This is a genomic window from Variovorax sp. P4_D9 (genome assembly GCF_056401695.1).
Genome location: NZ_JBFUIU010000254.1, coordinates 1 through 11,472, shown reverse-complemented (window position 1 = coordinate 11,472; position 11,472 = coordinate 1). Strand labels below are relative to the sequence as shown.

Annotated in this window: 14 protein-coding genes and 1 riboswitch; of the genes, 6 read left to right on the top strand and 8 right to left on the bottom strand. The window is 67.9% G+C overall.

The annotated features are described in order from the left end of the window. Positions 1–673, bottom strand: a 673-nt coding sequence (locus AC1DY5_RS25150) for a TonB-dependent receptor (protein WP_478115783.1), incomplete at its 3' end; no start/stop codon positions are given. 80 nt (positions 674–753) lie between these two features. After that, a riboswitch (cobalamin riboswitch) is annotated at positions 754–990 on the bottom strand. Positions 991–1,059: 69 nt separating this feature from the next. On the opposite strand from AC1DY5_RS25150, the gene AC1DY5_RS25145 reads away from it, so the two are divergent. The 5 genes from AC1DY5_RS25145 to AC1DY5_RS25125 all read left to right on the top strand — a co-directional run bounded on the left by AC1DY5_RS25145 (position 1,060) and on the right by AC1DY5_RS25125 (position 3,741). Beyond that, on the top strand, positions 1,060–1,284 hold the full coding sequence (locus AC1DY5_RS25145; protein WP_286367563.1) for a DUF904 domain-containing protein: 225 nt from the start codon (positions 1,060–1,062) through the stop codon (positions 1,282–1,284). Then, the gene (locus AC1DY5_RS25140; RefSeq protein WP_478115781.1) at positions 1,284–1,610 is read left to right on the top strand and encodes a cell division protein ZapA; all 327 of its coding nucleotides are present in this window, start codon (positions 1,284–1,286) and stop codon (positions 1,608–1,610) included. The genes AC1DY5_RS25145 and AC1DY5_RS25140 overlap by 1 nt, the downstream gene beginning before the upstream one ends. Positions 1,611–1,888: 278 nt before the next feature. After that, a complete protein-coding gene (locus tag AC1DY5_RS25135) occupies positions 1,889–2,704 on the top strand; it encodes a sulfite exporter TauE/SafE family protein (protein WP_478115779.1) in 816 nt (271 codons plus the stop codon). A gap of 100 nt (positions 2,705–2,804) precedes the next feature. Next, positions 2,805–3,248 carry a universal stress protein gene (locus tag AC1DY5_RS25130; protein ID WP_478115777.1) on the top strand — a complete coding sequence of 148 codons (444 nt, stop codon included), beginning with the start codon at positions 2,805–2,807 and terminating at the stop codon, positions 3,246–3,248. Positions 3,249–3,315: 67 nt separating this feature from the next. After that, on the top strand, positions 3,316–3,741 hold the full coding sequence (locus AC1DY5_RS25125; protein ID WP_478115775.1) for a universal stress protein: 426 nt from the start codon (positions 3,316–3,318) through the stop codon (positions 3,739–3,741). 10 nt (positions 3,742–3,751) lie between these two features. On the opposite strand, the gene AC1DY5_RS25120 is transcribed toward AC1DY5_RS25125, so the two are convergent. The 6 genes from AC1DY5_RS25120 to lgt all read right to left on the bottom strand — a co-directional run bounded on the left by AC1DY5_RS25120 (position 3,752) and on the right by lgt (position 10,194). Beyond that, the gene (locus AC1DY5_RS25120; RefSeq protein WP_478115773.1) at positions 3,752–5,296 is read right to left on the bottom strand and encodes a malonate--CoA ligase; all 1,545 of its coding nucleotides are present in this window, start codon (positions 5,294–5,296) and stop codon (positions 3,752–3,754) included. 7 nt (positions 5,297–5,303) lie between these two features. Further along, positions 5,304–6,080, bottom strand: a complete 777-nt coding sequence (locus tag AC1DY5_RS25115) for an enoyl-CoA hydratase/isomerase family protein (RefSeq protein ID WP_478115772.1) — start codon at positions 6,078–6,080, stop codon at positions 5,304–5,306. Continuing rightward, a complete protein-coding gene (locus AC1DY5_RS25110; RefSeq protein WP_478115771.1) occupies positions 6,077–7,063 on the bottom strand; it encodes a Bug family tripartite tricarboxylate transporter substrate binding protein in 987 nt (328 codons plus the stop codon). Before AC1DY5_RS25110 ends, AC1DY5_RS25115 begins: the two co-directional genes overlap by 4 nt. A gap of 75 nt (positions 7,064–7,138) precedes the next feature. Beyond that, positions 7,139–8,599 (bottom strand): malonyl-CoA decarboxylase, encoded by a 1,461-nt coding sequence (locus tag AC1DY5_RS25105; RefSeq protein WP_478115770.1) that lies wholly within the window; start codon positions 8,597–8,599, stop codon positions 7,139–7,141. After that, positions 8,596–9,264 (bottom strand): GntR family transcriptional regulator, encoded by a 669-nt coding sequence (locus AC1DY5_RS25100; RefSeq protein ID WP_478115768.1) that lies wholly within the window; start codon positions 9,262–9,264, stop codon positions 8,596–8,598. The genes AC1DY5_RS25105 and AC1DY5_RS25100 overlap by 4 nt, the downstream gene beginning before the upstream one ends. Before the next feature lie 102 nt (positions 9,265–9,366). After that, the gene (lgt, locus tag AC1DY5_RS25095; RefSeq protein WP_478115766.1) at positions 9,367–10,194 is read right to left on the bottom strand and encodes a prolipoprotein diacylglyceryl transferase; all 828 of its coding nucleotides are present in this window, start codon (positions 10,192–10,194) and stop codon (positions 9,367–9,369) included. Positions 10,195–10,288: 94 nt separating this feature from the next. On the opposite strand from lgt, the gene bfr reads away from it, so the two are divergent. After that, positions 10,289–10,759 carry a bacterioferritin gene (gene bfr / locus AC1DY5_RS25090; RefSeq protein WP_478115764.1) on the top strand — a complete coding sequence of 157 codons (471 nt, stop codon included), beginning with the start codon at positions 10,289–10,291 and terminating at the stop codon, positions 10,757–10,759. 6 nt (positions 10,760–10,765) lie between these two features. On the opposite strand, the gene AC1DY5_RS25085 is transcribed toward bfr, so the two are convergent. After that, positions 10,766–11,472, bottom strand: a 707-nt coding sequence (locus tag AC1DY5_RS25085; RefSeq protein ID WP_478115762.1) for a LysR substrate-binding domain-containing protein, incomplete at its 5' end; no start/stop codon positions are given.

Sequence of the window (11,472 nt, the reverse complement as noted above, 5' to 3'; positions counted from 1 at the left end):
GGGTCCGCGTGAGGTCGAGAGAATAGCTCGCCGCCCCCGAGGCGCCGCTGAAGCCGCCGGTGATCTGCCTGTAGCTGTCGCTGCCGAGGGTGGTCGAAGCGCGCGGATTGAATACCGTCTCGCCCGGCACCGCCTTGCGCGTGAAGATCTGCACCACGCCGCCGACGCCATCGCTGCCGTAGAGCGCCGAGGCCGGTCCCTTGACCACTTCGATGCGGTCGATCAGTTCGACCGGAATGTTCTCCCAGGTCGGCGTGCCGAGCGTCGCCGAGCTGTAGCGGACGCCATCGATCAGGAAGATGGTGTGGCGCGCTTCGGCGCCGCGGATGAAGACGCTGCTGCCCTTGCCCAGGCCGCCGGTGGCCGAGATCTGAACCCCGGCCATGCGGGCCAGGATTTCAGGCAGCGTGCGGCTGGCCTGCTGTTCGATCTGCGCCCGCTCGATGACCACCGTGTCCGACACCAGTTCGTCGGCGCGGGTGGCGACGCGCGTGGCGGTCACCACCATTTCGGGCAGCGCGGGCGTGGCGGCCTCCTGGGCCGAGGCCGGTGCCGGCAGCCCGGCAACGCCGGCCATCAGGGAGGCGACCGCCAGCGGCACGGCATGGGCGCGCGGACGCCGCCACGGCGAAGCACTGCGGGGAGCGCGCGCGGAAAAAACGCAGATATTCATGGAAGCGACAAAAGATCAAGGCCCTTCGCCGGCTTCCCCGCCGGGCTTGGACGTCATGGCCACCGTCAGCTTCTAGCCATGCGGCGGCCGCCTCGTTGGCCGGTATCCGGGCTGGCAGCACAACCCTCGCCGCCTTCCCAGGCACCTGTTTCAGGGCGCCCAGTGGCTGATTGACGAGGGCGGCATCCGAGGATGCCGGCTGCTTGACCGTTGCGGGGGCAGCGCAGGTTGGCTCGGCCCGATGGGCTTCGCCTCCTGCTTCCCGTTGAACTGCGACGCGTGAACCGCGGCACGAGCACCAACGCGCGGAATTGTAGGGTTTGTTGGCATATGCCTTCCGCGCGGCGATGAAATCGCGGCAGCGCCGGTAACTACAATCGTCCTCCATGCCTGCACCGAGCCGTATTGACCAGATCGCCGAGCGCGTCGAACGCCTGCTCGTGCGCCATGAGGAAGTACAGCGCACCAATGCGCTGCTTCAGGACCAGGTCGACGCGCTCACGCGCGAACGTGACACCCTCAAATCGCGGCTTGCCGCGGCGCGCACGCGGCTCGATGCCCTGCTCGACCAACTGCCCGCCGATCCCGGCCAAGACGCCAGCGCTCCCTGATGAAACAAATTGAAGTCCAGATCATGGGCCAGAGCTACCTGCTCGGCTGCCCCGAAGGCGGCGAAGCGCAACTGCGCGAAGCGGTCGAACGCGTCGATGCTGCGATGTGCAAGATCCGCGACGCCGGCAAGGTCAAGGCGCGCGACCGGATCGCGGTGCTGGCCTCGCTGAATCTGGCCTTCGACCTGGTGCAGCGCGAAGCCGCGCCGGCACCTGTGCCTGCGCCTGCTGCAGCGGCCCCCGACGCCCCCGAAGAAGACGCCCGCGCCGCGCAACTGGTCCAGCGCCTCGATCAGGCCCTGGCCGGCGACGGACATTTACTCTGACGGTTGGCCGCTGCAGCGGCAGCGGGCGTAAAATACGCATCGTCTGCGGTGCGAAGCCGGGCTTTATATTTCCTTGTACCAATGCTCTACGGAGCAGGGCTTGGAACATCGCTTGGCGGGTGTGATCATCTCGCGTCAGATGAACCCGAAGCCTTGCTGACCTCGCCCACCTGAACCCTGGTTCAGGATGCGGGTTCGGCTCACACTCGCAGACACCTTTTCTTTGACAGCCACGGCACCCGCAACGGGTGCCGTGGCTTTTTTCTGGAACCGCGCCAATGATGATTGAAGCCCCGCTGATCGCCGAACTCGCCCTGCTCGGTGTCGGCACCGGATTCCTTGCCGGCCTGCTCGGCATCGGCGGCGGCATGCTGATGGTGCCGTTCATCACGATCATCCTGGGCCACCGCGGCGTCGCCGCCGACCTGTCGGTCAAGATGGCGATTGCGACCTCGATGGCGACCATCATATTCACCTCGAYCTCGAGCGTGCGCGCGCATCACAAGCGCGGCGCGGTGCGCTGGGACATCGTCAAGCGGCTGGCGCCCGGCATCGTGGCCGGCAGCCTGCTCGGCAGCCTCGGCGTCTTCAGCCTGCTCAAGGGCAGCGCGCTGGCGATCTTCTTCGCTCTCTTCGTCGGTTTCTCGGCCACCCAGATGTTCCTCGACAAGAAGCCCAAGCCGACGCGCCAGATGCCGGGCAGCGCAGGCCAGTTCGGCGCCGGCGGTGCGATCGGCTTCATCTCCGGCCTGGTGGGCGCCGGCGGTGGCTTCATCAGCGTGCCTTTCATGACCTGGTGCAACGTCGCGATCCACAATGCGGTCGCCACCAGCGCCGCACTGGGCTTCCCGATCGCGGTCGCCAACGTGGTCGGCTACGTGGCCAGCGGCCGGTCGGTGCAAGACCTGCCGGCAGGCTCTTTCGGCTACATCTGGCTGCCAGCGCTGGCCGTGATCGCGGTCTGCAGCTTCGTCGTGGCGCCGTTCGGCGCGCGAGCCGCACACAAGCTGCCGGTCGCCAAGCTCAAGCGCGTGTTCGGGAGCATCCTGTACCTGCTGGCGGCCTACATGCTCTGGAAGGGGCTGCACGGCTGAGACCGGCCGGCCGCGCATTCCCTTCCACGCTTGCGCTGAATCAAGCCAGGTTTTGCGGCCCTTGTATTAAGCTGCTGCTGGTTCAATCACAGGAGCATTCATGTTCAAGCGAATCCTGGTCGCCACCGACGGCTCCCTGCTCTCGAAGAAGGCCGTGACGAGCGCCATCGCACTGGCCGCGCAGAGCGGCGCCGAGTTGGTGGCGCTGACCGTGGTGCCACGCTATCCGACCAACTACTTCGACGGCGCCGCGGTCTTCACGCCCGAAGACATCGGACGGATCGAAAAGCAATGGGCCGAATCGGCGCAAGCCACGCTCGACGAGATCGCCAAGCAGGCCGAGGCCAGCGGCGTCCGGATCCAGACCACGACGGTCAGTGCCGACCTGGTGGGCGAGGCGATCATCGCGGCCGCCAAGAAGCACGGCAGCGACACGATCGTGATGGCCTCGCACGGACGCCAGGGCATCAAGCGCCTGCTGCTGGGCAGCGAGACCCAGCATGTGCTCACCCATTCGGATCTGCCGGTCTTGGTGCTGCGCTGAGTCCGGTTTATAAACGCCGCACGCGGTGCCTTCACCGCGCATCGAGAATCAATCAAAGAGGCCACGCATGAAGATCCTGATCGCCGTTGACGGCAGCGACCACACGACGAAGGCGCTCGACTACCTGGCGAAGCATCGCAACATGTTCATCGATGGCAACCAACTGGTGGTGGTCCATGTCTGCATCGGCGTGCCGGGCCATGTCACGCGCCACCTGAGCAAGGAATCCGTGCGCGACTACTACGCCGAGGAAACGGCCAAGGTCGTCGAGCCGGTCAAGATCAAGCTCGCGAGCTACGGCATCACCAACTACACGGTCGACCAGCGCCACGGCCATGCTGCCGAAGAGATCCTCAAGGCCGCCGATGCCAGCGGCGCCGAACTGATCGTGATGGGCACGCACGGCCATGGCCTCTTCGGCCGGGCGCTGATGGGATCGGTCGCAACCAAAGTGGTGTCCGAGACCGACATCTCGGTGCTGCTGGTGCAGTAGGCGCAGCGCCTCAATCCCTGGGCGCGAACAGCCCCTTGTGCTGCTCGCGCAGCAACGCCTTCTGCACCTTGCCCATCGCATTGCGCGGCAGTTCGGCCACCACGAAGCACTGCTTTGGGATCTTGAAGTTGGCGAGCTTCGCCTTGAGCTCGGCAATGATCGCGTCGCCATCGATCGAGGCACCCGCCCGCGCCGTCACGATCGCCACGCCGACCTCCCCGAAGTCGGCGTGCGGCACGCCGACGATGGCGCTCTCGGCAACCCCGGCCAATTCGTTTATGTAGGCCTCGACTTCAGCCGGATAGACGTTGTAGCCGCCGCTGATGATCAGGTCCTTGCTGCGCCCGACGATCGTGACGTAGCCGAGTCCGTCGATCTTGCCGACGTCGCCGGTCTTGAAGTAGCCGTCGGTCGTGAACTCTTCCCGGGTCTTCTCCGGCATGCGCCAATAGCCGGCGAACACGTTCGGGCCGTCGACTTCGATATGGCCGATCTCGTCGGTCGGGCATGGCTCGCCGGCATCGTCGCGCACCCGCAGGTGCACGCCCGGCAAGGGGAAGCCGACCGTGTCGCCACGGCGTTCGCCCTGCACCGGGCTGTAGGGGTTGGAGGTCAGCATGGCGGTCTCGCTCATGCCGTAGCGCTCGAGGATGGTGTGGCCGGTGCGCTCGCGCCAGGCATTGAAGGTGTCGATCAGCAGCGGCGCCGAACCGGAGATGAAGACCCGCATGTTGCGGCAGGCCTTTTTCGTTAGCCCGCGTTCGGCCAGCATGCGCACGTAGAGGGTCGGCACGCCCATGAAGACGGTCGCCTCGGGCAGCCGGGCGACGACGCGCGCAGGGTCGAAGCGGTTGAGCCAGAACATCTTGCTGCCGCTGATCAGCGCGCCGTGGATCGCGACGAAGAGCCCGTGCACATGGAAAATCGGCAGCGCGTGGATCAGCACATCGCCGCTGCGCCAGCCCCAGTAGTCCTTCAGCACTTCGGCGTTCGACGACAGGTTGCGGTGCGTCAGCATCGCGCCCTTGCTGCGGCCGGTGGTGCCGCTGGTGTAGATGATCGCGGCGAGATCGTCCTCGCTCTTCAGGGCGACATCGTGCCGGTCGCTGCAGCTGGCGGCCACCTCGAGCAGTGTGCCGCTGCGGTTGTCGTCGAGCGTGAAGACATGGCGGGTGCCGGCAGCGGACGCGATCGGGTCGACCCACGAGACATTGGCGCTGCTGCAGACCACCACGGCCGGCTCGGCGTTGCCGATGAAATACTCGATCTCGGCGCCCCGGTAGGCGGTGTTGAGCGGCAGGAAGACATAGCCGGCGCGCAAGGTCGCCAGGTACAGCATCATGGCCTCGACCGACTTCTCGACCTGGACCGCGATGCGGGCGCCCTTCTCGAGGCCCAGCGCATCCAGCAGGTTGGCGATCATCGCGCTGGCGCGGTCGAGGTCGCGCCACGAATAGAACAGGCCGTCGTCGGTCTCGACCGCGATGGCGTCGAGGTCGGCAGGGAAAGCCGAGCGCAGCACGGCGAAGAGGTTTGCGTTGGGAGTGTCGGTCATGGAAATCTCAAAAGACGGGAGGCCGCTTGGCGAGAAAGGCCGCGATGCCTTCGCGGTGCTCGGCGGAATCGGCGTAATCGTAGGCGCCCGCGATCAGCGACGCGACCGCCTGCTGCGCGCCGGCCTGCCGCAGTGCGGCGAAGGTCGCCTTGTTGAGGCGAGCGGCCGCGGGCGCCAGCATCGCGATGCGCCGGGCGTGCACCAGCACCTCGGCCGTCAGTTCGGCGTCGGGCAGCACGCGCAACAGGAAGCCGGCGTCGCAGAGGCGCTGCGCTCCATGGACGCCGGCCGCCAGCAGCATGTCGCGCGCCAGCACGTCGCCGATCGCGGCCTGCACCAGCGCCGCCTCGYGCGGCGCCATCGGAAAGCCGAGCTTGGCGATCGGTGCGCCGAACTTGGCCGACGCAGCGGCCAGGCGGATGTCGCAGCAGCTCGCGATCTCGAGCCCGGCACCCATGCAGGCACCCTCGATTCGGGCCACCAGCGGCAGTTCGCAAGCCAGCATCGCCGCCAACGCGGCCCACACTTCATCCTCGTGGAAGGCACGCAGGCTGGCGGCGTCGAAGCGGAAGGACGGGTATTCCGAGATGTCGCCGCCGGCGCAGAAGGCGCCGCCCTCGCCGCCGACGACGACACAGCGCAGTGCCAACATGGACGCCAGCCGCTCGAAGACTTCTCGCAGTTCGCGCCACATGCCGCGCGTCATCGCGTTCAGCCGGCCGGGGTTGCTCAGGGTCACGAAAGCCAGCGGGCCCTCGACGCGCAAGCCGATCGACGCCGTCATTCCAGCTTGGCCCCCGAGGCCTTGACCACCGCGGCCCAGCGCTTGATCTCCGAATTCACGAAGGCGGCATAGGCCGCCTGGGTGAGGTTCGGGATCTCCGAACCATTGTTGGCCCAGATCGCCTTCAGCTCGTCGGTGGCGAGCGCCTTCTTCATGTCGTCGACGATCCTCGCCTGCACGTCGGCGGGCGTGCCCTTGGGCGCCCAGAGGCCGTACCAGGTCGTCACGGTGTAGTCGGGCAAGCCGACCTCGGCCGCGCAAGGCACATCCGGGAAGGCCGGATTGYGCTTGTCGCCGGCGACCATCAGCGCCTTGATCCGGCCGGCCTTGATGTGCTGGGCCGACGAGCCAAGCCCGTCGAACATGACGTCGACGTTGCCGGCGATCAGGTCCTGCAGCGCCGGCCCGGCGCCGCGATAGGGAATGTGCGTGATGTAGGTGCCGGTCTGCAGCTTGAACAGCTCGCCGGCCAGGTGGTGCGAGGTGCCGGCGCCGGCCGAGGCGTAGTTGAGCTTGCCCGGGTTCTGCTTGGCGTTGGCGACGAAGGCCTTGAGCGTCGCCTCGGTGATCCGCTTCGGGTTCACCACCACCACCTGCGGCACGTTGGCCAGCAGCAGCAGCGGCACGAAGTCCTTCTCGAGGTCGTAGTCGAGCTTGGGATAGATCGACGGCGCGATCGCGTGATGCACCGCGCCCATGAACAGCGTGTAGCCGTCCGGCGCCGCCTTGGCCGCGATGCTGGCGCCGACGGTGCCGCCGGCGCCGCCGCGGTTGTCGATCACCAGCGTCTGCCCGGTGAGCCTGCTGAACTGCGCCGACAGCGGACGCGCGAAGGCGTCGGTGCCGCCGCCGGCCGGGAACGGAACGATCATCGTCACCGGCCGGGTCGGCCAGTGCGATTGCGCCCGCGCGCCCCCCGCGAGAACCGCGGCGCTCGCTCCCGCCAGGCGCAGCACGTCGCGCCGTTGAAAACCTGGACCCATCGCTTGTCTCCTCTATTTGTCTGACTGTCTTGCGCCGGGGCCCGCCGCGCGCCGATTTGGAATGGCCCTTTCTTCTCAGCCCTTGAGGAAGAGATCGTCGATAGCGCCCGACACAGCCACTTTGCCCTGCGCGAGCAAGGTGCGGTGCTTGTCGAGCCGCTTCAGATCGTAGAGGTAGTTGACCATCAGGCCATAGGACTGCCCGAACCCCTTCGGCGACGGATCGCCGGCCCAATTGAGACGCTCCACCCGCGCCCCGTTGCCGAGATGGAAGCGTGCCACCGGATCGACCGGCTTGCCTTCCGCCGTGGCGCGGCCGAGGTATTCGGCGGCCGCATTCAGTAGCAGCTGGCGCACCGGCGACCTGGCGTCGAGCGCATTCGCGTCGTCGGCGGCGGCGAGGAAGCGCTCGGCTGTCGGCGGCAGCGAGCCGATGGCGCGCCCCAGCTCGGCCGCGCGCTTCTCGTCGAGCCGCTCGACCATCTCCGTGGCGTGCTTCGCCAGCCAGCCGCGAAAGCCCGGGATCGGCGACAAGGTCGCGAAGATCTTCAGCCGCGGCAGTTCATCCTGCAGCGTCTCGACCACGCGCTTGATCAGCGAGTCGCCGAAGCTGACGCCCCGCAGCCCGGTCTGCGTGTTGCTGATCGAGTAGAAGACCGCGGTCGCCGCCTTGTCCGGCCTGACCAGCGCCGCGGCCTCGTCGAGCAGCGGCACGATGCCCTCGCTGATGCGGTCGACCAGCGCCACCTCGACGAAGATCAGCGGCGTGTTGGGCAGCCGCGGATGGAAGAAGCCATAGCAACGGCGGTCGCTGTCGAGCCGGTTCTTGACGTCGGCCCAGCTCTTGATGTCGTGCACCGCCTCGTACTGGATCAGCTTCTCGATCAGCGAGGCCGGCGAGTCCCAGCTGATGCGACGCAGGTCGAGAAAAGCCATGTCGAACCAGGTCGAGAACAGGTGCTCGAGCTCGGCATCGAGCGGGAGCAGCCGGCGGTCTCCCTTCAGGTGCGGCAACAGCTCGGCGCGCAGGTCGACCAGGAAGCGCATGCCGTCGGGGTCGATCGCGAAACGCTGCAGCAGCCGCGCGCGCGGCGAGGCCAGCGCGCGCCGCAATCCGATCTCGGCCTGGCCCTCGTCCGGCGTGCCGACCGCCGCCTCGTGCCGGTCGCGCGCGCTGCTGAGCTTCTGCACATCGGGCGCGAAGCGCTCGCTCATGAGCAGCCAGATGTCGCGCCGCTCGTCGAGTTCGCGGGCGCCATACCACTGCACCACCGCATGGGCGCGGCGGCCGGCCTCGACCTCGCTGATGCGCGGATCGAGCACCGCCTGCAGTTCGACAAGCGCACGCCGCAGCGCGCGCGGTGCCAGCGCCTCGCCCGGTCGGCGCAGCGTGGCCTCGAGCCGCTCGGCGAGCGGGCGCGGGCCGGCCGCGCCCTTCTTCGCCCGGGTGGCACCGGCGGCCGGCTTCGCGCCCTCGGGCGAATGCCCCGGACGCAGCAGCGAGACGCCGCGCGTGATCCAGTCGCCGGCATTCATGAGATCAGCTTCGCCTTCTGTTGCAGCGCGACCGCCCGCAGGGCCTCGCGCTGGCGGTTCAGGTGGGTGCGCATCGCCGCCTCGGCGCCGTCGCTGTCGCGCGCCTTGAGCGCGGCGAACACCGCGAGATGCTCGGACAGGCTCTGCTCGAGCCGTCCCGGCGCATGCAGTTGCTGCTGCCGCGCCAGCCTGAGAATCTTGCGCAGGTCGCCGATCACCTGCGTCAGCCAGCGGTTGTCGGCCAGCATGATGATCGCCTCGTGGATTGCGAAATTGGTCGCGTAGTAGTCATTGATGCGCCGGGCCCGCGCATGCCTGGCGAGCCGGTCGTGCAGCGCCTCGAGCGCTTCGAGGTCGGCCTCGCTGGCATTGCGCGCGGCCTCCCAGGCGCAGCGGCCTTCGAGCAGCGCGATCACCGGGAAGATTTCGTCGAGATCGCGCTGCGTGACCTCGGCGACGAAGCAGCCGCGGCGCGGCTCGTGCCGCAGCAGCCCTTCGGCCGTCAGCACCTTCAGCGCCTCGCGCAAGGGCGTGCGCGAGATCTGCAGCCGGTCGCAAACCGCGGCCTCGTCGATGAAGGCGCCTGGCGCCAGCACGCCGCCGAAGATCTCTTCGCGCAGCGTGGCGGCGACTTCATGATGCAGGGAGTTCTGAACCAGGCGCATGTTCCGGTTGCGTAATTATGCGTAATTATGAGAACTCGCCGACTCGCGCGCAACGCCTTCCGGCCTTGGTGTATTCCCTGCAAGTGCCGGCAGGCGGACCGATCAACCGCGCGCCGCGCCGGCCACCGTCGCGGGCCGCGCACTGGCATAGAGCCAGAGCCCGAAGGCGATCATCGGCACGCAGAGCCACTGGCCCATGCTCATGTTGAGCGCCAGCAGGCCGAGGAAGTCGTCGGGCTCGCGGAAGTATTCGGCGATGAAGCGCATCAGCCCGTAGCCGATCAGGAACACCGCCGAGACACGCCGTTCGCCGCAGTCCTTGCGTGCGTAGAGCCACAGCAGCGCGAACAGCAGTAGGCCCTCGAGCAGGAACTGGTAGACCTGCGAGGGATGGCGCGGCAGCATCGAGCCGCTCTGCGGGAACACCATGCCCCAGGGCAGGTCCGGGCTGCTGAAGCGGCCCCAGAGTTCGCCGTTGATGAAGTTGCCGACCCGTCCCGCGGCCAGCCCGGTCGGCACGCAGGGGGCGACGAAATCCATCACCTGCCAGAACGGCCGGGCGCGCGAACGCGCGAACCACACCATCGAGGCGATCACGCCGAGCAGCCCGCCATGAAAGCTCATGCCGCCCTGCCAGACGAACAGGATCTCGAGCGGATGCGTCAGGTAGTAGCCGGGCTTGTAGAACAGGCAGTAGCCGAGCCGGCCGCCGACGATCACGCCCATCACGCCGAGGAAAAGGATGTCCTCGACATCCTTGCGGGTCCAGGCGCCCGGGCCGGTGACCGAACGGAAGGGTTCGTGCCGAAGGCGGCGCGTGCCGAGAAAATAGAACAGCGCGAAGGCCGCCAGATAGGTCAGGCCATACCAATGGATGGCGACGGGGCCGATTTGTAGCGCGATGGGATTGATCTGCGGGTACATGAGCATGGGGAGATTGTGCCGCCCTCGCGAAGCCCGCCGCCGCGCGAGGCGTTCGGCGCGATACTCGCCGGCTACCAGAATCAGAATCCGACAGGACCACATGCAGGGCCACCGCCAAGTCATCGACTATCTCAAGCAGCTGGTTCGCGGCGAACTCGCCGCCCGCGACCAGTACTTCATCCATTCGCGCCTCTACGAGGACCAGGGCTTCGGCAGGCTGTACACGCGCCTCGACCACGAGATGCAGGAGGAAACCCAGCATGCCGACGCGCTGATCCGGCGMGTCCTGGTGCTCGGCGGCCTGCCCGACATGCGCCCGAAGGAATTCACGCCGGGCCTGAGCGTGACCGACATGCTGCGGAAGGACCTGGCGACCGAGTACGAGGTGCGCGAGGCGCTGCAGCAGGGCATCGCGCTGTGCGAAAGCGTCGGCGACTACGTCAGCCGCGACCTGCTGCTGGCGCAGTTGAAGGACACCGAGGAAGACCATGCATATTGGCTCGAGAAGCAGCTCGGCCAGATCGACAAGGTCGGCCTCGAGAACTACCTCCAGTCCCAAACCGAAGCCTGAGGGCGCTCAGCCGCCCTCCTCCTCCATGCGCTCGCGCACGAAGGYCACGAAGCGGTCCAGCGCCGGATGAGCCTCGTCCTGCTGCCAGACCAGGCTGGTTTCGCACAGCGGCACGGCGGGCTGCCGCTTCCTGCCGCGGGCACCCGCGGCGTCGGGCGTCCGATAGACCACGCCGGTACGGCGGAACTGCATCACGCTCTCGGGCACCCAGGCCAGACCCAGCCCGGCCGACACCAGGTTGACGATGGTCTGCATMTGGATCGCCTCCTGCGCCACCACCGGCAATCGGCCCGCCGCGTGGTAGAGCCCGAAGACCGCGTCGTGCAGCGACGGCGCGATGCGGCGCGGGAAGATCACCAGCGGCTCGCCGAGCACCGACTCCCACGGCAACTGCGGCGCCGCGGCCAACGGATGGTGCTCGGGCAGGGCCAGCATCAGCGGCTCGACCGCCACCCGCAGGTGGCTGAGGCCCGGTGGCGCGAAGCCCGGCGAATGCAGCATCAGGCCGGCATCGATGGCGCCGCGCTCCAGGTCCCGCAGCTGCACGTCACCGGTGGCCTCGACCAGTTCCAGGACCACCTGGGGGCTGTGCTCGCGGAACGCCCGCACCCAGCCCGGCAGCTGGTCGAAGCCAATGGTCGAGACGAAGGCCAGCCGGACCCGGCCGACCTCGCCGGCGGCTGCCGCGCGGGCCCGCTCCGGCAGCGCCTGCG

What these genes read in the sequence shown, in the direction of transcription:
- AC1DY5_RS25145 (WP_286367563.1), top strand. Translation starts at nt 1,060, where the DNA reads ATGCCTGCACCGAGCCGTATTGACCAGATCGCCGAGCGCGTCGAACGC.
- AC1DY5_RS25140 (WP_478115781.1), top strand. Translation starts at nt 1,284, where the DNA reads ATGAAACAAATTGAAGTCCAGATCATGGGCCAGAGCTACCTGCTCGGC.
- AC1DY5_RS25130 (WP_478115777.1), top strand. Translation starts at nt 2,805, where the DNA reads ATGTTCAAGCGAATCCTGGTCGCCACCGACGGCTCCCTGCTCTCGAAG.
- AC1DY5_RS25125 (WP_478115775.1), top strand. Translation starts at nt 3,316, where the DNA reads ATGAAGATCCTGATCGCCGTTGACGGCAGCGACCACACGACGAAGGCG.
- AC1DY5_RS25120 (WP_478115773.1), bottom strand. Translation starts at nt 5,296, where the DNA reads ATGACCGACACTCCCAACGCAAACCTCTTCGCCGTGCTGCGCTCGGCT.
- AC1DY5_RS25105 (WP_478115770.1), bottom strand. Translation starts at nt 8,599, where the DNA reads ATGAATGCCGGCGACTGGATCACGCGCGGCGTCTCGCTGCTGCGTCCG.
- AC1DY5_RS25100 (WP_478115768.1), bottom strand. Translation starts at nt 9,264, where the DNA reads ATGCGCCTGGTTCAGAACTCCCTGCATCATGAAGTCGCCGCCACGCTG.
- lgt (WP_478115766.1), bottom strand. Translation starts at nt 10,194, where the DNA reads ATGCTCATGTACCCGCAGATCAATCCCATCGCGCTACAAATCGGCCCC.